Origin of the sequence: Amycolatopsis balhimycina FH 1894 (assembly GCF_000384295.1) — a bacterium.
Taxonomy (GTDB): domain Bacteria; phylum Actinomycetota; class Actinomycetes; order Mycobacteriales; family Pseudonocardiaceae; genus Amycolatopsis; species Amycolatopsis balhimycina.
On sequence record NZ_KB913037.1, the window covers coordinates 3844911 to 3867408 of the forward strand.

General features: G+C 68.4%; 19 protein-coding genes. 9 read left to right on the top strand and 10 right to left on the bottom strand.

Annotated features, from left to right (window positions below):
* Positions 1-12 precede the first annotated feature (12 nt).
* The 3 genes from A3CE_RS56520 to A3CE_RS0116690 form a co-directional block, all read right to left on the bottom strand.
* Positions 13-1494: a P-loop ATPase, Sll1717 family gene (locus tag A3CE_RS56520; RefSeq protein ID WP_043790897.1), complete on the bottom strand. Its 1482-nt coding sequence runs from the start codon at positions 1492-1494 to the stop codon at positions 13-15.
* A gap of 685 nt (positions 1495-2179) precedes the next feature.
* Positions 2180-2527 carry a hypothetical protein gene (locus A3CE_RS0116685; protein WP_020641242.1) on the bottom strand — a complete coding sequence of 116 codons (348 nt, stop codon included), beginning with the start codon at positions 2525-2527 and terminating at the stop codon, positions 2180-2182.
* Positions 2528-2682: 155 nt separating this feature from the next.
* Positions 2683-3156, bottom strand: coding sequence for a carboxymuconolactone decarboxylase family protein (locus A3CE_RS0116690; RefSeq protein ID WP_020641243.1), 474 nt, complete (start codon positions 3154-3156; stop codon positions 2683-2685).
* 297 nt (positions 3157-3453) lie between these two features.
* Here A3CE_RS0116690 and A3CE_RS0116695 point away from each other — a divergent pair, with 297 nt between their 5' ends.
* Positions 3454-4191 carry a DUF2382 domain-containing protein gene (locus A3CE_RS0116695; RefSeq protein WP_020641244.1) on the top strand — a complete coding sequence of 246 codons (738 nt, stop codon included), beginning with the start codon at positions 3454-3456 and terminating at the stop codon, positions 4189-4191.
* 45 nt (positions 4192-4236) lie between these two features.
* Here the strand turns inward: A3CE_RS0116695 and A3CE_RS0116700 are convergent, their stop codons facing one another.
* From A3CE_RS0116700 to A3CE_RS0116715, 4 genes are all read right to left on the bottom strand, one after another.
* A complete protein-coding gene (locus A3CE_RS0116700) occupies positions 4237-6126 on the bottom strand; it encodes an acyl-CoA dehydrogenase family protein (protein ID WP_026468560.1) in 1890 nt (629 codons plus the stop codon).
* Between the two features lie 80 nt (positions 6127-6206).
* Positions 6207-7580 carry a glycosyl hydrolase family 28 protein gene (locus A3CE_RS0116705; protein WP_020641246.1) on the bottom strand — a complete coding sequence of 458 codons (1374 nt, stop codon included), beginning with the start codon at positions 7578-7580 and terminating at the stop codon, positions 6207-6209.
* Positions 7581-7768: 188 nt separating this feature from the next.
* Positions 7769-8326, bottom strand: coding sequence for a hypothetical protein (locus A3CE_RS0116710; RefSeq protein WP_020641247.1), 558 nt, complete (start codon positions 8324-8326; stop codon positions 7769-7771).
* Between the two features lie 89 nt (positions 8327-8415).
* Positions 8416-10389 carry a thioredoxin domain-containing protein gene (locus A3CE_RS0116715; RefSeq protein ID WP_020641248.1) on the bottom strand — a complete coding sequence of 658 codons (1974 nt, stop codon included), beginning with the start codon at positions 10387-10389 and terminating at the stop codon, positions 8416-8418.
* 149 nt (positions 10390-10538) lie between these two features.
* Here A3CE_RS0116715 and A3CE_RS58650 point away from each other — a divergent pair, with 149 nt between their 5' ends.
* The 3 genes from A3CE_RS58650 (at position 10539) to A3CE_RS0116730 (ending at position 16296) form a co-directional block, all read left to right on the top strand.
* Complete coding sequence (locus tag A3CE_RS58650) at positions 10539-12371, top strand: RICIN domain-containing protein (protein WP_245589538.1); 1833 nt, start codon at positions 10539-10541, stop codon at positions 12369-12371.
* A 68-nt stretch (positions 12372-12439) separates the two neighbouring features.
* Positions 12440-13807 carry a 3' terminal RNA ribose 2'-O-methyltransferase Hen1 gene (locus tag A3CE_RS0116725; protein ID WP_020641250.1) on the top strand — a complete coding sequence of 456 codons (1368 nt, stop codon included), beginning with the start codon at positions 12440-12442 and terminating at the stop codon, positions 13805-13807.
* The gene (locus A3CE_RS0116730) at positions 13804-16296 is read left to right on the top strand and encodes a polynucleotide kinase-phosphatase (RefSeq protein WP_020641251.1); all 2493 of its coding nucleotides are present in this window, start codon (positions 13804-13806) and stop codon (positions 16294-16296) included. Before A3CE_RS0116725 ends, A3CE_RS0116730 begins: the two co-directional genes overlap by 4 nt.
* A gap of 91 nt (positions 16297-16387) precedes the next feature.
* Here the strand turns inward: A3CE_RS0116730 and A3CE_RS0116735 are convergent, their stop codons facing one another.
* Both A3CE_RS0116735 and mca read right to left on the bottom strand, forming a co-directional pair.
* A complete protein-coding gene (locus tag A3CE_RS0116735; RefSeq protein WP_020641252.1) occupies positions 16388-16717 on the bottom strand; it encodes a hypothetical protein in 330 nt (109 codons plus the stop codon).
* Positions 16714-17631: a mycothiol conjugate amidase Mca gene (gene mca / locus A3CE_RS0116740; protein WP_020641253.1), complete on the bottom strand. Its 918-nt coding sequence runs from the start codon at positions 17629-17631 to the stop codon at positions 16714-16716. Before mca ends, A3CE_RS0116735 begins: the two co-directional genes overlap by 4 nt.
* 136 nt (positions 17632-17767) lie before the next feature.
* Between mca and A3CE_RS0116745 the strand changes: the two genes are divergently transcribed.
* The 3 genes from A3CE_RS0116745 to A3CE_RS0116755 all read left to right on the top strand — a co-directional run bounded on the left by A3CE_RS0116745 (position 17768) and on the right by A3CE_RS0116755 (position 19872).
* On the top strand, positions 17768-18211 hold the full coding sequence (locus tag A3CE_RS0116745; RefSeq protein WP_026468562.1) for a DUF4307 domain-containing protein: 444 nt from the start codon (positions 17768-17770) through the stop codon (positions 18209-18211).
* Between the two features lie 196 nt (positions 18212-18407).
* Positions 18408-18911, top strand: a complete 504-nt coding sequence (gene greA, locus A3CE_RS0116750) for a transcription elongation factor GreA (protein WP_020641255.1) — start codon at positions 18408-18410, stop codon at positions 18909-18911.
* A 148-nt stretch (positions 18912-19059) separates the two neighbouring features.
* A complete protein-coding gene (locus A3CE_RS0116755) occupies positions 19060-19872 on the top strand; it encodes an MBL fold metallo-hydrolase (protein WP_020641256.1) in 813 nt (270 codons plus the stop codon).
* Between the two features lie 90 nt (positions 19873-19962).
* Here A3CE_RS0116755 and A3CE_RS0116760 read toward each other — a convergent pair whose 3' ends face one another.
* Positions 19963-20433 carry an Lrp/AsnC family transcriptional regulator gene (locus A3CE_RS0116760; RefSeq protein WP_020641257.1) on the bottom strand — a complete coding sequence of 157 codons (471 nt, stop codon included), beginning with the start codon at positions 20431-20433 and terminating at the stop codon, positions 19963-19965.
* A gap of 121 nt (positions 20434-20554) precedes the next feature.
* Between A3CE_RS0116760 and hppD the strand changes: the two genes are divergently transcribed.
* Positions 20555-21754: a 4-hydroxyphenylpyruvate dioxygenase gene (gene hppD / locus A3CE_RS0116765; RefSeq protein WP_020641258.1), complete on the top strand. Its 1200-nt coding sequence runs from the start codon at positions 20555-20557 to the stop codon at positions 21752-21754.
* A 163-nt stretch (positions 21755-21917) separates the two neighbouring features.
* Entirely contained in the window at positions 21918-22472 is a 555-nt protein-coding gene (locus tag A3CE_RS0116770) for a YbaB/EbfC family nucleoid-associated protein (protein WP_020641259.1), read from the top strand.
* Positions 22473-22498: the final 26 nt, after the last annotated feature.

The window sequence follows — 22498 nt, forward strand, 5'->3', positions numbered from 1 at the left end:
CAGTGGCAGAAATCAGTCCTCATCGTCCTCTTCGTCCTGGCCATCGTTGACCGAAAAGGCTTTTCCTTGCCTCACTCGCAGGCCCGATCGGTACAGCTGCGGGATCTTATAGTTGCTCCCAACGCGCTCCAAGAAACCGATACCGATCAAGTATTCGACTTTAATCCTGTAGTCCTCACCTAAAAGAGCACTAAGGGTTGCGTCATTATGCTCAGCCTTACCGTCCCTGAATAGCTCTATTATGCCAGAATAGTCCCCAGACTCAGCGATTAGCGTGTCCTGCACGCGCTCAGAACTGAGAGCTTCCAGTCCGCGCTTAATGGAGTCCGACATAATTAACGGAGTCCCCGACTCAAACTTTCTGGGATCGCGATCTTCGCGACGATTTTGAGCTTCCCTTGACTTAATAACGAGGTCGATCAAATTTCGAGGAGGCTTGACGTTAGCATCGCCGATTCGACTCATCATCCATCGCCAAGTGACAGGTCTCTTGCTGCTCGCATCTACCTTCTCAGGAAAAAGAGCAGCGAAGCACTCGTCAGCCGAACTTGCGTCAACATCGAGCTTTCGAACCAATTTTTCATTCTCAATAACCCTTCGATGCAGCAGGCTGTAAAGATCGGATTCATCCCATCGAATTTCAATCTTACGCGCGTTGATATGAGTGAGATTGACAAATCCACCCTTGATAATTCGCGCAAACAAGTCTCGCCGCACGAAGATTTTCAACTTTATATTATCGAATTCTTGCATGTCTAGATAGCAACGGAAGAGCGCCCTAAGTGCGGGTGTCTCCAGTTGGGGTCGGCCCTGAAAGGCCTCATCAAGACGGTCCAGCGCGAGCCATATCTTTATGTCAGACTGCAAGAGGACTCGATCAAGAAGCCTTAGCGCATCATCATACCTTGTCAGGTCGTCAACATCATGAACTTTCGCGAAGAACTCAAGCTTTCCAGTCAGCTCCGCGATCCCAGCGACCTTGACTGAACCTTCCGCAGTCTTAGGTCGAAGAACCTTCTTGATGCCCGCGAATATTCTGCCGAAGACTCCCCCAGGATTATCGTCTACCGTTCGAAATCCCGACTCAGATAGAATCTTGTCGACTGCCTGCATGTCATCGGTATAGTCGCCGTCATAAAGTTGCAGCAGCCAATTTCCTGCAAGCGAGAAGAAATAAGCCTTCCAGATATTCACGTAATCTTGTTCGTCAAGCGTATCCGCATCCGCCAGTCTTTGAAATACCGGCGTGCCCTTGACATTGAACGCGGAGACGAGCTCCACATTTGAAAGCTCTTCCCTTTCCGCAAACTGCTTGCTCAGGATTCGATAGATTGCACTTTTTCCAGTACCTTTGTCTCCGGCAATAATGTCTACGCGATCTTGAATTAATGCACGAAAAGTTTCAGTCTCGACAAAGTAGCGCTCAAGAAGGTCGTCGTGCTCCGCAACGGACGACCCGAAGTCCAACATCCTCAGAAGGTCTTTGACCTGCATTTGCCACCCTACGTCAACATTTGCCGAATTTGGCTCTATGGGATCAAGGGCGCGCCGCCGCTGGCGGCGCGCCTGTCGCCTACGTAGCCCCTCGTCTTGGCGACCGCATCCGCTTCCGACACGGCGGCCTGCCGCTCCGCTTCGCCCGCCGGCCGGGCGGTGCGGTCGCCAATGGGTCAGCTGGCGTAGCGCCGCGCGGCGGCGGCACACGGGTCCCCTGGGCCATCCCCGGCCTCCTCGACAGCGATAAGCAGTGGTGACAGACGGGTCGTTCATTACTCGATCTCCGTTACGCACCGTCGTGGGAGACCTCCATCCCGGCGCCTGATCGTGACAACGGCCGCGTGCTGGCTTCGTATCGAGATGCAGGGCAGGTTGTAGCGGGGTCCTCCAAGCCGTCAGAGATCAGGAAGAGGCTGGCACCCGCGAGAACTAATGACAGACAAAACCGCAGCTCAGCGCACCTAAGAGGCAGAGACGCCGAGGTCGAGCACAACCCTAGAGCAGATCATCGCGATCTGGCTGGCCATGTAGGCCTGACAGCGGAACTCCGGAAGGGCGAGGGAAACACGAAAAGCGCGGCCGCTCACTCGCCATCGAGTGTCGGCCGCGCGTTGATTTCGGTGCAGCTTCGATGAGTCGCGGGTGGCTGGTGCTCAACCACCCACCCACGACTCCTCTTGAATCAGCCCGCCGAGTTGCCGTTGCAGGCCACGTACGACGGGTTGTGGTCGACCGTCAGCAGCTCGATCGGGCCGTTCCACTGCCACGGCAGCAGGCAGGCGTTGTTGAGGATGCTGATGCCGCCACCGCCACCGGTGGAGTTGTTGTTGCACGCCGCGTACGCGGGGGCGTGACCGGCGTGCAGCGCCTCGAGGGGACCATTCCACTGCCACGGGGCGGCGCACAGGTTGTCGCCGATGCTGATGCCACCGCCCGGGTGGTGGCCACTCTCACCGGCGGAAGCCGGCGCGGCAACAGCGAGCATGGCGCCACCGATGACTGCGGCTGCGAAGAGCGTTTTCTTCATCATGACCAACTCATCGGGCCAGCCCGGGCAGTCCTTTATAGACATCACCCGATGAGCTGGTCAACATCACCCGTCAAGGCACACAAACACTTTGCGCCGGGCGGCGTTCGTGGACCTGTGCCACGGTTGGGGGTTCCACCGCGATCCTCTTCGGACGGTCAGCCGAACATGCCCGGCTGGTACTCCCCGGCCGGGTTGCGGACGATCACGTTCAGCCGGTTCCACGCGTTGATCGTCGCGATCAGCGCGATCAGCGCGCCGATCTGCTCGTCGTCGTAGTGCTTGCGGACCGCCGCCCACGTCTCGTCGCCGACACCTTCGTGGGCGTCCGCCAGCCGCGTGCCCTCCTCCGTCAGCGCCAGGGCCGCGCGCTCCGCTTCGGTGAACACCACCGCTTCGCGCCACGCCGCCACCATCGCCAGGCGGACCGCCGTCTCGCCGGCCGCCGCCGCGTCCTTCGTGTGCATGTCGAGGCACATCCCGCAGCCGTTGATCTGGCTCGCGCGGATCTTCACCAGCTCCTGCGTCGCCTTGGGCAGCGACGACTCCTCCACCGGCCGCGACGCCGCGATCAGGCGCTTGACGAACTTGCCGGTGATCTCGTTCTCGAACATGTTCAGCCGCGCTTCCATGGTGTTCCCCTTCTCATCGTCTGCTTCACCCACTTGACGAGGCGCGCCACGGCGTTGTGACAGCGCAGGACGTGACGCCGGTCACGTGCACACCTTTGCGGCATCACCCGGGACGCCGGTCACGCCCGGGACACCCCGCTCCGACCTGCGGCGCCCACCCCCGCCTGGCCAGCGGACGACGCTTCAAACAGCCACGTTCGAGGGTCACCCACCGGAACACCACGACGGTTGCCGTGCTCATCGATGCGGCCGACGGTGGCTTCAGCAGGACCCAACGAGGGAAGGAGCACGACCGCGATGGCCAAGACCATGCAGCCCCAGGAACTCATCGACAGCGCCGTGGTCGACCCGGCCGGCAACAAGCTCGGGAAGGTCGGCAACGTCTACCTCGCCGACGCGACCCGCCGCCCGGAGTGGATCACCGTCAAGACCGGCCTGTTCGGCACCAAGGAAAGCTTCGTCCCGCTCTCCGGCGCACACACGGACAAGGACGGCGTCCACGTCCGGGTCGACAAGGACCGCGTCTCCGACGCGCCCCGCATCGACGCCGACGGGCACCTTTCGCCCGAGGAGAGCGAGCAGCTCTACCACCACTACGGCCTGCCGGTCCCGCGCACGTCGCCCGACGGGCGCCTGGGCCAGGCTGCCAAGAGCGGCCGGTCCGAAATGGACGGCAAGAGCATGATCCGCTCCGAGGAGCGGCTGAACGTCGGCACCGAGCAGATCGAGACCGGGCACGTGCGGCTGCGCAAGTACGTCGTCACCGAAGAACAGCAGCTCACCGTCCCGGTCCGGCACGAAGAGGTCCGCGTCGAACGGGAGCCGATCACCCGCGGCGAACGCGGCGCCGAGATCGGCGAGGCCGAACAGGACGTCGTGCTGCACGCCGAAAAGCCCGTGGTGCGCAAGGAAACCGTGCCGGTCGAGCGGGTGCGCCTGCGGACCGAGACGGTCAGCGAGGAGCAGACCGTGTCCGGCAAGGTCCGCAAGGAGCAGTTCGAGGTCACCGACGACGAAGGCAAGCGCCGCCGGTAACGGCTCCCGCGGGGGTGGCCGGTCCCGGCCACCCCCGCGGGATGTTCAGGAACGCAGCATCGGCGCCGCCAGGAACTGGTCCGGGATGGCGAACGCGTCCACCAGCGTGCGCGCGTGCGGGCGCAGCTCCGAGCACAGCCGGTTCACCGCCGACGTGACGGCCTTCGCGCGCGACGCCGTCAGGCGGCCGTGGCCCAGGAACCACGCCAGGTCCTCTTCGATCGCCGACAACGCGTACAAGTCGCAGACGCGCTCGAGCAGCGCGCGGGCGTCCGGGTCTTCGCAACGCTCGATGGCCGACGCGAACGCTTCCAGCACGAGCCGCTCGACGTGGACGCGGCCGGCGCGCAGGACGTGGTCCTGCGCCGAGTTGAACACACCGAACGGGTCCGAAGCCGCCTTCCGGAGGCGCTTCGCCACGCCTTCGACGACGTGGTCCTCGCGGTCCTCGAACAGGCGCAGCTGCCAATCTCGGCGGAAGAACGCGTCGGTGTCGGACGCTTCGGTGAGCAGCTCGACGGCCTTGCGCACCGAGGTCCGCTCCAGGATCGTGTTGACCACCTGGTCGGTGAAGAACCGGGCCGTCGCCAGTGGCGAGAGGTCCTCGAAATCCTGCTTGTAGCTGGTCAGCAGCCCCTTCGCGACCAGTTGCAGCAGCACCGTGTTGTCGCCTTCGAACGTCGTGAAGACGTCGGTGTCGGCCTTCAGCCCCGGCAGCAGGTTCTCCGACAGGTAGCCCGCGCCGCCGCACGCCTCGCGCGCTGTCTGGATCGCCGCCGTCGCGTGCCACGTCGCGAGCGCCTTCACCCCGGCGGCGCGCGACTCCAGCTCGCGCTGCTCCTCCTCGGGGGCCGACGAGTCGATGTCGTGCAGCTTCGAGACCAGCTCTTCCTGCGCGAAGTGCAGGGCGTACGTCTTCGCCAGCGCCGGCAGGAGTTTCCGCTGGTGAGCGAGGTAGTCGAGGACGACGACCTCGGCGCCGTCCGGCTTCGCGAACTGGCGGCGGACCTCGCCGTACCGGATCGCCAGCGTCAGCGCGCGTTTCGTGGCGCTGCCCGCGCTGCCCGCGACACTCACCCGGCCGCGGATCAGCGTGCCCAGCATCGTGAAGAACCGGCGGCTGTCGTTTTCGATCGGGCTCGAGTACGTCCCGTCCTCGGCGACGTCGCCGAAGCGGTTCAGCAGGGCCTCACGCGGGACACGGACGTCGTCGAAGCTCAGCCGTCCGTTGTCGACGCCGTTGAGACCGGCCTTCGGCCCGCAGTCCTCAATGGACACACCGGGCATCGGCGCGCCGTCCTCGCCCCGGATCGGGACGAGAAACGCGTGCACGCCCCGCGATTCCGGGCCCGTGACCAGCTGCGCGAAGACCACCGCCATGCGGCCGTCACGGGCCGCGTTGCCGATGTATTCCTTCTTCGCCATGGCATCCGGCGTGTGCACGACGAAACCGCCGTCCACGAAGGTCGCCGTGGTGCGCAGGTGCTGGACGTCGGACCCGTGGCCGTGCTCGGTCATCGCGAAGCAGCCCAGCAGGCCGAGGTCCATGATCGCGCGCAGGTACCGCTCGTGGTGGCGGGCGGTCCCGAGCAGCTGGACGGCGCCCCCGAACAGGCCCCACTGGACGCCGGCCTTCACCATCAGCGACAGGTCGCCGTAGCCGAGCATCTCGAACGACGTCACCGAGCCGCCGACGTCGCCACCGCCGCCGTACGCCGGGTCGAAGCCCAGGCCGGGCCGGTCGGTCTCGGCGAGCGCGCGCAGCTGGTCGAGCACCTGGGCGCGGTGCGCCTCGATGCCGAGGTCGACCGGGTCCCGGAACTCGGCGCCGGCCATCTGCGCCCGCACCGCGCGGCGCAGCTCGGCCCAGCGGCCGTCGAGGACGGCGGTCAGCGCGTCCGGATCCACCTTCGAGGGCACTTCGGGGACGTCCACGGTCACCTCCGGAAAGGACGAGCGGCAGGCTTCCTACTCGTTGGTAGTAAGCCTGCCGCAGCGCCGTCGATCCCGTAGGTTCAGAGCGGCTTGCCGTTGACCGTCACGTTCGTGAACCGGGCGTTGTCCACGTATTTCAGCGTGTTGGAGGTGTCGGACACACCCTTGAAGGTGGAATTCGCCACGGCGAATCCGTGCACATGGGCCTTCGAAAGCCCGCTGACGTCGAACGTCTTGCCCGCGATCTTGGTGCTGGAACAGTTGCTGATCGTGAACGGGCCGAACGACGGGGTGTAGCTCCCGGTCTGGCTGTTGTAGGTCGATGTCACATACACGAAGTTCCGAGCGAAGGTGCCGGAAATGCTGTCGAGGTTGATGTTCTCGGAGAACCCGCCACGCAGCGTGTTCGACTTTACGTACAGCGCGAACTTCGTGTCACCCTTCACAGTGAGCTTGTACGCGTAGACGTTGCGGATCCCGCCGGTCTGCTCGCTGCCGCAAGTGATCGCACCCCAGTTGCCGTTCATCACGCAGTTGACGACGACGAGGTTCTGGCACGGGACGTTGACCCGGCGCCCGTCGGCGTCCCGGCCGGACTTGATGGCGATGTTGTCGTCGTGGGCACCCAAAGTGCAGTTCGCGATGACGACGTGGTCGCACGACTCCGGGTCGCAGCCGTCGGTGTTGCTGTGCGCGGTGCTGGGATCGGTGCTGACGCCGTCGACCGTGACGTTGCGGCACAGCGTCGGGTGCAGCTGCCAGAACATGGAGTTCTTCAGCGTGATGCCCTGGATCAGCACGTTTTCGCAGGCGTACGGCTCGACGAACGCCGAGCGCATGGTGTGCCCGGAGCCCGGCACCACCCGCTTCTCCGGCGGGGTTCCCTTGGCCACCAGCGATTCCAGGTAGGCGCGGTCGCTGCCCTTGTTCCACGACGACGTCGCCGCCGCGTCGAGCGTCCCGCTGCCGGTCAGGCCGATGTTCTTCTCCTTGTACGCGTAGATCATCGGCGAGTGGTTGACGCACTCGATGCCTTCATAGCGCGTCAGGACGTTCGGGAACTTCGACGCGTCGCCGCTGAACTTCAGCACCGCGCCGGCTTCGAGGTGCAGGTCGACGTTGCTCTTGAGGTAGATGGCGCCGGTGAGGAAACTCCCACCGGACGGCACGACGACGTGCCCGCCGCCGGCCGCGGCGCAGGCGTCGATCGCCTGCTTGATCGCCGCGGTGTTGTCGGTCTTGCCGTCGTTCTTCGCGCCGTAGCCGGTGATCGGGAAGGTCTGGTCGGGGAACGTGGGGACCGTCGTGTTCGCGACGATGTCGTTCGCCGCCGGCCACGGGAGCACGGGGACGTCGATGCGCGGTGCCGCCGAGGCGACGGCCGGGAGCAGCGGCAACGCCGCCACCGCGAGCCCGCCCTTGATCAGCTGCCGCCGGGTGAACCTGCCGTCCATGGACACTTCCTTCACGGGAAAGACCTGGTGCGACGGCGGAACCACGGCACGGACCGCGGGCACGACGAACTCTAGGCGTGCAAGCCGCTCCAGGTCCAGGCTTGCCCGATCGGCGAAGCGGACAGGTCCCGATGTCATGAACGACTCTTTCCTGGCGTCGGACGTCAGGAAAGAGTCGTTCATGACGGTCAGGCCAGGTCCGGGCCCTTCGAGCGCAGGTCGTCGACCTTGCTCATGGCCTCCCGCAGCTCGCCCAGCCAGCTGTCCGCGTGCTGGCCGACCAGGCGGACCGCCCAGGCCAGCGCGTCCGACCGCGACCGCGCCACGCCCGCGTCGACCAGCGTGTCCAGCACCAGGCGTTCCGGCTGCCGCAGCCGGGTCATCACCGGGGCCGAGTGCGTCGTGAACAACGCCGTCGTGCCGCCCTGCCGCGCGCCCCACGCGACCTTGCGCTGGTAGCGGTGCTCGGCCTGGCGCGCGATCTCGATGCGCTCGTCGCGCGTCTCCTCGCGGAACCGGCTGATGCGGCCCTCCTCGGCCGCGGCGCGGGCCGCGTCGTCCGCGTACTCCTCGGTCAGCGACGGTAGCTCGCCGACCACGATGATCTCCTCGCGGTCGACCGTGACCTCCGGTGCGCCGGTGAACCAGCCGTCGGGCAGGCGCCCGCCGAACCAGGCCGCCGCGTCGTCCGCCGGGGGCACTTCGGCCTGCTGCCAGCCGCGGCCGCCCTTCCAGCCTCGTCCCATGACTCCACCTCCGCGATTACATGATTACAACGCTACTGACGCTACGCCGAAAACACGCAACCGCGGAGAGCGTTCACCCAGGGCGGAAGTCAGAGCTGTGCGGTAAGGGCCTCGGCCGTGGTGACCGGGCGATCGCAGACGTAGCCGCGGCAGACGTACGCCGCCGCGGCGCCGTCGACCAGGGGGCGGTCGGCCAGCAGCGGGACACCGGGGGCGTCCGGCTCGCCGGCGACCACGATGCCGCCGCCGTGCACGCCGCGCGCCGCGGCCAGCCGCAGCGAGACGTCCGAGCCCACCACCGCGACCTGCACCGGGCCGGCCTGCACGGCCTCCGCGACCGACAGCCAGTGCCCGGCGAACCGCGGCACCCGCCCGGCCAGCACGCCGGCCCGGCGCAACGCCTGCTCGGCCGCCTCCCGGTACCGGGCCGAGTCGGCGTGGCCCGCGAGCGCGGACGCCGTCAGCAGCGCCCCGGCCAGCGCGGACGCCCCCGCCGGGCTCGCGTTGTCGCCCGGGTCGGCCGGGCGCTGGACCAGAGTCTCGGCGTCGTCGGCGGTGTCGAAGTACGCACCCGGGACGTCCGGGGACGCGAAGTGCGCCAGCGCCAGGTCGAGCAGGCGGGTCGCCTCGGCGAGCCACCGCGCGGACCCGGCCGCCTGGTGCAGGGCCAGGAACCCGTCGGCGACGCAGGCATAGTCCTCCAGCACGCCGGCGGATTCGCCGACGACGCCGTCGCGCGAGCTGCGCCGCAGCCGGCCATCCACCACGTGGACGCGCACCAGCAACTCGGCCGCGGCGGCCGCCCATTCGATCCACTGTGGACGATCAAGCGCGACGCCCGCCTCGGCCAGCGCCGTGATCGCCAGGCCGTTCCAGGACGCGATCACCTTGTCGTCCCGGCCCGGCTGCGGCCGCTTCGCGCGCGCCTCCAGGAGCTTGACGCGCGTCGGTTCGGGCAGGTCGCCGAACAGGCGCAACGTGGAGGCGCCGTCCTCGAAGGTCCCCTCGGAAGTGACACCGAACAGCTCGGCCGCGGCCGGGGCGTCGTCACCGAGCACCTCACGCAGCTGCGACGGCGTCCAGACGTACGTCAGGCCTTCGACGCCGTCGGTGTCCGCGTCCAGCGAAGACGCGAATCCGCCTTCGGGCGTCCGCAATTCCGAAGCGAGGAACTCCGCCGTCCCCGTGGCGACGCGCCACGCCGTGGCCGAGCCGGTCCGGCGCCAGAGGTGCGCGTAAAAGCGCAGCAGCAACGCGTTGTCGTACAGCATCTTCTCGAAGTGCGGCACGATCCATTCGGCGTCCACGGAATAGCGCGCGAAACCGCCGGCCAGCTGGTCGTACAGGCCACCGCGGGCCATCGCCTCGGCCGTCTTGTCGACAAGGGACAGTGCCACCGAAGAACCCGTCCGCTCGTGGTGGCGCAGCAGGAACTCCAGCACCATCGACGGCGGGAACTTCGGGGCACGGCCGAACCCGCCGTTGACCGGGTCCGCCTCCTGCTGGAGCTTCCCGACCGCGCCGGCGAGCACCGCTTCGTCCACAACGGACTCCTGGAGCGGCCCGGTCTGCTCGGCGAGGTGCGCGACGATCTGCTTGGCGCCGTCCAGCAGCTCGTCCGGCCGCTCCTGCCAGGCTTCGGCGACAGCGGACAGGAGCTGCCGGAACGACGGCATGCCCGGCCGTGGCGACGGCGGGTAGTAGGTGCCGCAGTGGAACGGCTCGCCGTCCGGGGTCAGGAAGCACGTCATCGGCCAGCCGCCCTGCCCGGTCATCGCCTGGGTGGCGGCCATGTACACGGCGTCGATGTCGGGCCGCTCTTCGCGGTCGACCTTGATGTTGACGAAGTTCGCGTTCATCGCGGCCGCGGTGTCGGCGTCCTCGAACGACTCGTGCGCCATGACGTGACACCAGTGGCACGCGGCGTAGCCCACGGAAAGCAGGATCGGCACGTTCCGCCGCCGCGCCTCGGCGAGCGCGTCGGCACCCCACTGCCACCACTCGACCGGGTTGTCCGCGTGCTGGAGCAGGTACGGGCTGGTCGCGCTGGCGAGGCGGTTCATGTCTCCAGGGTCGCACCCGGCAAAACCGGGGCGCGCGGCAGCCGCAAGAAATCTCGCGGGTCGCGGCAACCTTTCCGGCACCGGTGGCAACCAGGTGTTCGTCCGGCCACGCGGTCCGGTCAGAGGCAGCGACCGAAAGAGAGCACGACATGTCCCCTCGCCTACCCACGACGTCGCCGGCGTCCCCCGCCGGCGGCCATGGCCGCCCGGCCCGCCGGGGGCGGCATCGCGGGCGCCGGTTGTTCCAGCGCCGGGGTTTCTGGGCGGCCGTCGTCCTGTCCGTCGTGACCGGCTCGGTGGTCGTGGTCAGCACGGCCTCGGCGGGAACGGTGGACCCGAAGTCGTGGTACGTCCTGGTCAACCGCAACAGCGGCGAGGCGCTGGACGGCTTCGCCTACGCCAAGAACGACGGTGCGGCGGTGGTCCAGTGGGGCCGTCACGACGGGGCCAACCAGCAGTGGCGGTTCATCGACGCGGGTGACGGCTACTACCGGCTGCAGAACCGCAACTCCGGCAACGTGCTGGACGACTACCGCTGGTCGAGGACCCCCGGCTCCGCCATGGTGCAGTGGCACGACCTGAGCGGCGCCAACCAGCAGTTCCGCCTGGAGAAGTCGCCGGACGGCCACGTGCGCCTGATCGGCCGCTTCAGCGGACTGGCCGTCGAGGTCCAGGCCGGCTCCAAGACCGCGGGGGCCCGCATCGCCCAGTACTACGACTGGGGCGGCGCCAACCAGCAGTGGCAGCTCGTCCCGGCCGGGAGCGTCGGCAGCTCCGGCAGCACCGCCACGCCCACCACGGCCACCACACCGCGCGGCAGCGTGACGACCAGCCAAGCCCCGAGCAGCACCTCTTCGGCGGCGTCGACGACGCCGCCGACGCCGGCCACCGACCGCCCTGCTTCGACGACCCGGTTCATGGGCAGCAGCACGGTACTCATCGGCGGCTCGATGGACGACACCTCGGCGGCGGCCGCGCCGTTCGACGTCCGGTACAACTACGTGCACAGCCAGCCCGCGCCCTCCTCGGACTACTACACGGCGGCGCGTTGCAAGCCCGAGTGGTCGAGCTGGTGGGGCTGCTGGACCGGCGAAACCACTGCTCCCGGCTTCTACGTGACCTGGGGCGACCAACACGTGTCCCAGGCCACCTACCAGGGCAAGCCGCGTCCGCAGAAGTACTTCTGGACCTGGTACTCGCTGCGCGACCTCGGGGATGCGGCCGGCCAGGGCGACGGTCCCGGCGAGGTCGTCGCCATCAACCGGACCGACCTGCTCACCCGCTACCTGAACGACTACCGCTTCTTCCTCCAGAAGATCGGCACCTCGCACGACATGATCGACATCGAGCCCGACTTCTGGGGCTACGTCCGCTCCCTCGGCAGCCCGCACCAGGTCGCCGCGCAGGTCAAGGCCGCGAATCCGACGGACTGCGGCTCGCAGGAGAACAGCGCCGCCGGCCTGGCCGCCTGTCTGGTAGCGATGGCGCACAAGTACGCGCCGAACGCGGGCGCGGGGCTCCACCTCACCTGCTGGGACTGGGAGACCAACGTCCAGAAGTGTGTGCAGGACTACGCGGAGCTCGGCGCGAAGAACGCCGACTTCCTGGTCACCGACGTGTCGGACCGCGACGCCGGCTGGTACGCGAAGCCCGCGAACGGCGGCCGGAACACGTTCTGGACCGACCAGCAGGCCGCTGCCACGCTGAAGTTCTACAAGACCATGGCCGAGTCAACGGGCAAGCCCGTGGTGCTGTGGCAGGTCCCGGTGGGCAACATGAGGCAGAACAACACCCTCAACCACTACCAGGACGACAAGGTGGACTGGTTCTTCTCGCACCTGGACCAGGTGGCGGACGCGCACGTCGCCGCCATCCTGTTCGGCGCGGGACAGCAGGAGCAGACCACGGTCGAGACCGACGGTGGAAACCTGATCAACAAGACGATCTCGTACCACAACTCGGGTGGGACACCACTCAAGTAGTCGGCAGGTGACCGCGCACCCGGGAAAACCGGGCGCGCGGTCACCTGCCGCTCCGCCACACTGAACCGGTGTTGCTGACCATCACGACGACCCGGACCCCCGCCACCGACCTGGGCTTCCTCCTGCACAAGCATCCGGAGAAAGCGCAGTCGGTCATGCTGTCGGCCGGGAGCGCGCACGTCTTCTACCCGGAGGCCGCGCCGGAACGGTGCACCGTCGCGCTGTTCGTCGAGATCGACCCCGTCGGGCTCGTGCGCGGGGGCGGGACCTCGCTGACCCAGTACGTCAACGACCGGCCGTACGCGGGTGGCTCGTACCTCGCGGTCGCGCTGCGGGCGGCGTTCACGACGGCACTCGCCGGGCGTTGCGCCACCCGTCCGGAACTGGTCGACGAACCCTTCGACCTGGAGATCCACGTGCCTTCGCTGTCCGCGCGCGGCGGGGCCGAGGTCGTGCACAAGCTGTTCGAGCCGCTCGGCTGGCGCGTCACGACCGCGCCGATCCCGCTCGACCCGCAGTTCCCGCAGTGGGGCGATAGTCGCTATGTCGACTTGCGGCTCTCCGGCACCCAGCGCGTCGCCGACGCACTGCGCCACTTGTACGTGCTGCTGCCTGCCCTCGACGGCGACAAGCATTACTGGGTTGGCGAGGACGAGGCCGACAAGCTGCTGCGCGCCGGCGAAGGCTGGCTCGCCGGGCACCCCGAGCGGACGCTCATCACGAACCGCTACCTCGAGCGGCGTCGCGCGGTCGTGAACTACGCCCTTTCGCGGCTGGCCGAGGCGGACGACGTCCCGGCGGAGGCCGAGGCACGGGTCACCGAGGTGCCGGACAAGCCGGAGAGCCTCGCGTCGCAGCGCCACGGCAGCGTGCTCGCCGCGCTGCGGGCCGCGGGCGCCCGGCGCGTGCTGGACCTCGGCTGCGGCTCCGGCGCGCTGCTGCGCGTCCTCGAAAAGGAGCGGTCGTTCACCGAGATCGTCGGCGTCGACGTGTCGAGCAGCGCGTTGAACATCGCGGAGAAGCGGCTGAACGACAACTCCCGCGTCACGCTGCGGCAGTCCGCGCTGACCTACGCCGACCCCGCGCTGAAGGGGTACGACGCCGCCGTGTTGATGGAGGTCGTCGAGCACGTCGACCAGGAGCGGCTGCCGGCGCTGGAACACGCGGTGTTCGGGGTCGCGGCACCGCGCACGGTGGTCGTCACGACGCCCAACGCGGAGTACAACCGGCTGTTCGAGTTCCTGCCGATGGGGCATTTCCGGCACGCCGACCACCGGTTCGAATGGACGCGAGCCGAGTTCCGCGCCTGGGCGGACGGCGTCGCGACCCGGCGCGGCTACGACGTCCGATACCTGCCGATCGGACCGGAGGACCAGGAATCGGGACCGCCGACCCAGCTGGCGGTCTTCACCACCCACGAGGAGGTGGCCGCGTGAAGCTGACCGTCCCCGACATGGCGCTCGTCGTGCTCGTCGGCGCTTCCGGCTCCGGCAAGTCGACCTTCGCCCGCACGCACTTCGCGCCCACGCAGGTGCTCTCCAGCGACTTCTTCCGCGGGCTCGTCGCCGACGACGAAAACGACCAGTCCGCGTCGGCCGACGCCTTCGACGCGCTGCACTACGTCGTGGCGAAACGGCTCGCGGCCGGGCGGACGACCGTCATCGACGCGACGAACGTCCAGCGCGCTTCGCGGGCGAGCCTGGTGAAGCTCGCGAAGGAGCACGACGTGCTGCCGACGGCGATCGTGCTCGACCTGCCGATCGCGGTCTGCGCCGCGCGCAACGCTTCACGCCCCGACCGCGACTTCGGCGACCACGTGATCCGGCGGCAGCGCGGCGAGCTGCAGCGGTCCCTGAAGTCGTTGGAGCGCGAAGGATTCCGGCGCGTGCACGTGCTGCGCAGCGAAGCCGAGGTGGCCGAAGCGGAGATCGTCACCGAGCCGCTGCGCAACGACAAGCGCGAGCTGACCGGGCCGTTCGACGTCATCGGCGACGTCCACGGCTGCGCGGCCGAACTGGAGGAACTGCTGGCCGAGCTGGGGTACGCCGACGGCGTGCACCCGGACGGACGGACCGCGGTGTTCGTCGGCGACCTCGTCGACCGCGGCCCGGACACCCCGGGCGTGCTGCGCCGCGTTATGGCGATGGCGTCGTCCGGGAACGCGCTGGTCGTCTGCGGGAACCACGAGCAGAAGCTGGTCCGCGCGCTGCACGGCCGGAAGGTCAACGTCGCGCACGGGCTCGCCGAGTCGCTGGAACAGCTCGCCGCGGAAAGCGAAGAGTTCCGGCGGAAGGCGCACGAATTCTGCGACGGGCTGATCGCGCACTACGTCCTCGACGGCGGCAAGCTGGTCGTCGCGCACGCCGGGCTGCCCGAGCGGTACCACGGGCGCGCGTCCGGGCGCGTGCGCAGCATGGCCCTGTACGGCGACACGACCGGCGAAACCGACGAATACGGCCTGCCGGTGCGGCTGCCGTGGGCCCGCGACTACCGCGGGTCCGCGATGGTCCTCTACGGGCACACGCCGACGCTCGAGCCGGAGTGGGTCAACAACACCATGTGCCTCGACACCGGTGCCGTGTTCGGCGGGAAGCTGACCGCGCTGCGCTACCCGGAGCGCGAAGTCGTCTCGGTGAAGGCGCATCGGGTCTGGTACGAGCCGTCCAAGCCGCTCGACGCGTCCCGGCCGCTCGGCGGCCGCGAGCCCGCGGTGCTGGAACTGGCCGACGTCACCGGCAAGCGGATCGTGCAGACCGCGCACCACGGCCGGGTCGGCGTCTCGGCGGAGCAGTCGGCGGCGGCCCTGGAGGTGATGAGCCGGTTCGCGGTCGACCCGCGGTGGCTGCTGTACCTGCCGCCGACGATGGCGCCGTGCTCGACGTCGTCCCGCGCCGACTACCTCGAGCACCCGGAGGAGGCGTTCGCGGAGTACCGGGCGGCGGGCGTGCAGTCGGTCGTCTGCCAGGAGAAGCACATGGGCTCGCGGGCCGTGGTGCTGGTGTGCGAGGACGACGACGTCGCGTACCGGCGCTTCGGGATCCGCGGCGGCGGCGCCGTGTACACGCGGACCGGACGGCCGTTCTTCTCGGCGGAGCAGAACGCCGCGCTCTTGGCGGATGTGCGGCCGGCGGCCGCCGGGCTGTTCGACGAGCTGGGTTCGGGCTGGCTCCTGCTGGACGCCGAACTGCTGCCGTGGAGCGCGAAGGCCGGTTCCCTCATCGCGGACCAATACGCCTCGGTGGGCGCGGCGGCCCAGGCGGTGCTGCCGGCGGCGGTTTCGGCGTTGACGACGGCGGCCGCGCGCGGCATCGACGTCTCCGACCTGCTGGCCCGGACGGCAGTACGAGAGTCCACAGTGGACGCCTACCGGGCGGCGTACCGGCGCTACTGCTGGCCGACGTCGGGCCTGGACGGGGTACGGCTGGCGCCGTTCCAGCTGCTGGCGTCCGAAGGGAAAGCACACCACGACCGGCCGCACGCGTGGCACCTCTCGCTGCTCGACGGTCTCGCCGGGCCGCGGTTCCAGCGGACCCGGACCCTTTCCGTCGACCTGCTGGACGCCGCGTCGGTGGCCGAGGGCGTCTCGTGGTGGGAGGAACTGACCGCCGACGGCGGCGAGGGCATGGTCGTCAAGCCGTCGGCGAACCTGACGCGGGGAGCGCGCGGCCTCGTCCAGCCCGGTGTGAAGGTGCGCGGACGCGAGTACCTGCGGATCATCTACGGGCCGGACTACACACTGCCGGACAACCTGGAGCGGCTGCGCAAACGCGGGCTCAACCGGAAGCGCATGCTGGCGCTGCGCGAGTACGCGCTGGGGCTGGAAGCCCTGGAACGCGTCGCGCGGGGTGAGCCGCTGTGGCGGGTGCACGAATGCGTGTTCGCGGTGCTCGCGCTGGAGTCGGACCCGGTCGACCCGCGGCTCTGACCAGCCGCGCCGAATGAAGTGAACGACCCTTTCATGGCGCCAGAGGTCATGAAAGGGTCGTTCACTTCATCGGACGGGAGCCCGGGACCAGCTAGTCGGACTTGGCCGAGGAGGCGCCGTTCGGCTGCTTCTTCTCCGGCTCCGCGGTGGCCTCGGCTTCGGCCGGCGGCTCGCCGGCCTTGGCCTCCTCCGCGGGCGGGTCGTCGAAGCTGGCCGGGACGCGCTTGAGGTGCTTCGTCATCGAGCGGACCAGGAAGGCCACCGCGATGAGGAACAGGATCAGCACCAGGAAGCCGACCGGGGAGGACTTGCCGAAGTCCTCCCCCTGCCCGCCGTTGTCGCCGTTGCCCGGCTGCTGCGTCAGGACCAGGGCCGACGCGGTCACCGGAAGCGCCACGCCGGCCGGCAGCGTCAGACTCATGTGTTCACCTTCTCCTCGATGCCGATGCCGGCGAACAGGTCGTCCTCCGGCAACGTGCTGTCGACCACCGACTTGACCAGCTCGTACTCCTCGGTCGGCCAAGTCTCGCGCTGCATCTCCAACGGGACGAAGAACCAGCGGCTGTTCGGGTCGATCTGCGTCGCGTGCGCCTTCAGCGCCTCGTCCCGCACCTCGAAGTATTCACCGCACTCGACGCGGGTCGTCACCCGCTCCATCACATCGGCGCGGTCGGGGTCCCACTTCGCCAGCCACTCGGTGTACGGCGACTCGAGCCCGGCCTCCTTCAGCGCGGCGTCGAAGGCCAGCATCCGGGCCTTCGAGAAGCCGTGCATGTAGTACAGCTTCAGCGGCTGCCACGGCTCGCCGGCGTCGGGGAAGCGATCCGGGTCCGGCGCCGCGTCCCACGCCGCCATCGACACCTCGTGGGTGCGGATGTGGTCGGGGTGCGGGTAGCCGCCGTTCTCGTCGTAGGTCGTGATCACGTGCGGGCGGAACTCGCGGATCACGCGCACCAGCGCCTCGGTCGACTCCTCCAGGGGCACGACCGCGAACGACCCCTCGGGCACCGGCGGCAGCGGGTCACCCTCCGGCAGGCCGGAATCGACGAAGCCGAGCCAGCGCTGGCTCACGCCGAGGATCTTGGCCGCGCGGGCCATCTCCTCCCGGCGGACCTCGCTCATGTTCGCCAGGACCTCGGGCCGGTCCATGGCCGGGTTCAGGATGCTGCCCGCTTCGCCCCCGGTGCACGTCACGACCAGCACCTCGTGACCCTCGGCGGCGTAGCGCGCCATCGTGGCGGCACCCTTGCTCGACTCGTCGTCCGGGTGCGCGTGCACGGCCATCATGCGCAGGCGCGGGTTAGCGGTGTTCCTCAGCTCGTCGGCGTCCACCATGCTCCGAACGACTCCCCTTCTGCCCTTATTCCGCGACCCACCTGCGGGCCGCCCACCCAGCGGGCGGATACTCGAATGCGTACCCGCGACCACCATTGTCCCCACGGGTACGACAAGAACGAGCAGGAGGCCCGGGTTGGCTGGCGGACCGGCGGAAACAGCGGCACGCGTGCTGCCCGCGGGCCGGTACGGCACCGGGCGCGCGCCGACGTCACGGCGCTGGCGACGCTGGCTCTTCCTGGCCATCGCCCTGCTGGTCAGCGGCGTGATCGCGTGGGTCGCGTACGTCAACCTCGGCGCCGCGCCGATCGACGCCGAACGCGTCGCGTTCAGCGCGAAACCGGGCAACGCGATGGAAATCACCATCAACGTCACCCGTGACGACAACAACCGGCCGGGCGTCTGCATCGTCCGCGCCCGCGACAAGACCGGCGCCGAGAGCGGCCGCAAAGAGCTCCTGATCCCCGCCGGCGCGAAGTACAGCAGGATGAGCACGACGATCAAGAGCATCGGGGAACCGGTGACGGCCGACGTTTTCGGCTGCTCGTACGACATACCACGCTATCTGTCAACCCCATAGCGGCCAACGGGGTGAACCGCGCGCCCAACCGCCCGGGGCGAACGGAATTGACGGGCGTCGGCCTGTCGCGCCGTGATAGTCTGACCCTTCAGCACGGCCCACGACGGGCCGTGTTTTTCCTTTATCTCAGCCACGCGGGCACCTACGCCCGTGTGGGCCGGCTTGAACACGCAAGCCTGGCAGGCCCGACGAGGAGATGGTGACCGTGAGCGACACCAAGGTGACCTGGCTGACCCAGGATGCCTACGACCGGCTCAAGCACGAGCTCGACGAAATGATCGAGAATCGTCCGGTCATCGCCGCGCGCATCAACGACAGCCGCGAAGAGGGCGACCTCAAGGAGAACGGCGGCTACCACGCCGCCCGTGAAGAACAGGGCCAGGCCGAGGCGCGCATCCGGCACCTGCAGGAGCTGCTGCGCTCGGCCAAGGTCGGCGAAGCGCCCGCGAACGACGGCACCGCCGGTCCCGGCAAGGTGCTCACCGTGCGCTACGAGGGTGACGACGAGGACGAGAAGTTCCTGCTCGCCACCCGTGAAGAGGGCGCCGAGGGCGAACTCGACGTGTACTCCCCGGAGTCGCCGCTGGGCAAGGCCCTGCTCGGCGCCAAGGAGGGCGAGTCCCGCGAGTACGAGCTGCCCAACGGCAAGCTGCAGAAGGTCACCCTCGTCAAGGCGGTTCCCTACGCCGACACCAAGTGACCGGTTCGGCCAAAAGCAGGCCGCCCACCACGCGGCACGCAACCGTCACCACGAAGCCATGCGGCCGTGACTGTGGCCGGATCGGTCACCATCAGCACAGCCGCGGCTAGCGTGTCTCCCAGGATCCACATTCTGGGAGGACTGAGTTGTGAGCACGGAACCGATCTGCCAGGCCTGCGGTACGCAGTACGCCGTGGCCAGGGACAACTGCCCGGTCTGCGAGGACGAACGCCAATACGTCCCGCAGTCCGGGCAGCGGTGGACGAACCTTTCTTCTCTTCGCGAGAGCGGCACGTACACGCCGCGCATCGAAGAACAAGGCCGCGGCATCATCGGCGTCGGCTCGACGCCGGGGTTCGCGATCGGGCAGCGCGCGCTGCTGGTGCGGGCACGGTCGGGGAACTTCCTCTGGGACTGCGCGGCCTACCTCGACGACGCCCTGGTCCAGCAGGTCCGCGACCTGGGCGGGATCACCGGCATCGCGATCAGCCACCCGCACTACTACACGACGATGGTGGAGTGGGCGCACGCGTTCGACGTGCCGATCTACCTGCACGAAGGCGACGAGCAGTGGATCGGCCGCCCCGACCCGGCGGTGAAGCTGTGGTCGGGCACGACCCTCGACGTCGCCGACGACCTGCGCCTGATCAACCTGGGCGTGCACTTCACCGGCGGCACGGTCCTGCACTGGCCGGACGGCGAGGAGGGCCGGGGCGCGCTGCTGTCCGGCGACATCGTGCAGGTGATCGGCGACCGCACGCACGTCGGCTTCATGTACAGCTACCCGAACCTCATCCCCGAGCGGCCGCACATCGTCCGCCGGGCGGCGGAACTTCTCGCGGGTTACCGCTTCGAAGCGATCTACGGCGCCTGGTGGGACGCGATCGTGCGCACCGACGGCTTCGAGGTCGTCCAGCGCTCGGCGAAGCGGTACCTGGCGCAGGTCATCGACGAAGGCTGAGCCGGGGTGGCGCGAGCGAACGTCTTGAATGACTCATTCAGGGCACTAGATGTCCTGAATGACTCATTCAAGACCCTCCGGTACGCGCCGTCAGCCCCGCGCGGTCCGCTCCAGCAGGGGGCGGACCCGCGGTGGCACCGGGGTCGACAAGGCGATCGACGTCGACGTCCGCAGCACGTCCGGGACACCGACGACCTCGTCGATCACCCGCTGCAGGTCGTCGTTGCCGCGCGCCACCATCCGGACGAACAGGTCGCCCTGCCCGGTCGTCGCGTGGACCTCGCACACCTCTTCGATCGCCGACAGCGCCTCCGCCACCTCCGCCCGGCGGCCCTGCGCGATCTCCAGCACCGCGAACGCCGTCAGGCCGTAGCCCATCGCCGCCAGGTCCAGCTCCGGCGGGAAGCCGCCGAGGATGCCGCGCTCGGACAGGCGGTCGAGGCGGGCCTGGACCGTCCCGCGGGCGACACCGAGCCGGCGCGCGCACTCCAGCACCCCCAGCCGCGGGGAATCGGTCAGCAACAGCAGCAGGCGCGCGTCCAGTGCGTCGAGGTTCGACATCGCTCTCTTCCCTGCGCAAGATGTCCATCATGACCGCCGAAGCCCGGTGATCACTGATCATATTGTTCAGTAAAATCTTCGACCATTGCACATCTTGCCGCTCAAGTCGATCCTTCGAGGTATGACCCAGACTGCCGAACCGCAGGTCGCCCTCGACGACGTCAGCTACGACCAGCTGCGTCAGCTCGTCGGCCTCGTCGACCACGACGCCTCGACCGACCCCTTCCCGGTCAAGGCCATGGACGCGGTGGTGTTCGTCGCCGGCAACGCCACCCAGACCGCCTGGTACTACCAGATCGCGTTCGGGATGCAGCTCGTCGCGTATTCCGGCCCGGAGACCGGCGTCTACGAGCGCAAGTCCTACGTGCTGAAGTCCGGCTCGGCCCGGTTCGTCATCACCGGCGGCGTGAAGCCGGACTCGCCGCTGCTCGACCACCACCGCAAGCACGGTGACGGCGTCATCGACCTGGCGCTGGAGACCACCGACGTCGACAAGTGCGTCGAACACGCCCGCGCGCAGGGCGCGACCGTCCTCGAGGAGCCGCACGACGTCTCCGACGAGCACGGCACCGTCCGCGTGGCCGCCATCGCGACGTACGGCGAAACCCGCCACTCGCTGGTCGACCGGTCGCGCTACTCCGGCGTCTACCTGCCCGGCTACGAGCCGCGCGAGAGCACGATCAAGCGCCCCGAGGGCGCACCCAAGCGGCTGTTCCAGGCCGTCGACCACTGCGTCGGCAACGTCGAGCTCGGCAAGATGGACTACTGGGTCGACTGGTACCACCGCGTCATGGGCTTCGTGAACATGGCGGAGTTCGTCGGCGACGACATCGCCACCGAGTACTCGGCGCTGATGAGCAAGGTCGTCTCGAACGGCAACCACCGCGTCAAGTTCCCGCTGAACGAGCCCGCCGTGGCGAAGAAGAAGTCGCAGATCGACGAGTACCTCGAGTTCTACGGCGGCGCCGGCTGCCAGCACATCGCGCTGGCCACCAACGACATCATCGCCACGGTCACCGCGATGCGCGCCGCCGGCGTCGAGTTCCTCGACACCCCGGACTCCTACTACGACGACCCCGAGCTGCGCGCCCGGATCGGCAACGTCCGCGTGTCGATCGAGACGCTCAAGGAGCACAGCATCCTGGTCGACCGCGACGAGGACGGCTACCTGCTGCAGATCTTCACCAAGCCGATCGGCGACCGCCCGACCGTGTTCTACGAGCTGATCGAGCGGCACGGCTCGCTGGGCTTCGGCAAGGGCAACTTCAAGGCGCTGTTTGAAGCGATCGAGCGCGAACAGGCGCGCCGAGGCAATCTTTAACGCCGAGGCGCCATCAGACACAGTCGAGGCAACCTCTGACACACAACACTGCGAAGGCCACCGTAGGAGACCTCCGGGTCCCCTATGGTGGCCTTTGGCGTGAATCGGGAACCGCGGGCGGCCCGGATCCGTCAGTGTGGAGACGCAGAGAGAAGGGGCCCGGATGCCGGACAGCATCGACGCCAGCGACGCGATGATCGACAACTGGACCAAACGGCTCGAGGAGAACGCCGCCCGGTACCAGGCGCTGGCCGATCGCATGCAGGGCCAGACGGTCACCGAGCGCTCGAAGGACGGCACGGTCCAGGTGACCGTCGACTCGCGCGGGCTGCTGAAGAACCTGGTCATCGGGGAGAACGCGGCCGGCAAGCGGATGGCCGAGGTGTCGGCGCAGGTGATGCAGCTGGTGCAGCGGGCGCAGGCGCGGATCCCGGAGCTGCTGCAGCAGGCCATGACCGAGACCACCGGCACCGGCGACCAGGCCGCGGCCGAGATCGTCCGCGAGGCGAAGAGCACGTTCCCGGAGCCGCCGCCCGAGGCCGAGCCGGCGTTCCCGGAACCCGACCGCGTCCGCCGGTTCCTGCCGGACGACACCGAGGAGCCGCCTCCGCCCGCGCCACCGCGGATGCCGCCACCGCCGCAGCAGCAACCGCCGCGGCGCCGCCGTCCGGCCGACAATGACGATGACGACGACTTCGGCGGACCGATCCTGTCCTGACACCGACGGGCCTGAGAAGGGGGAAC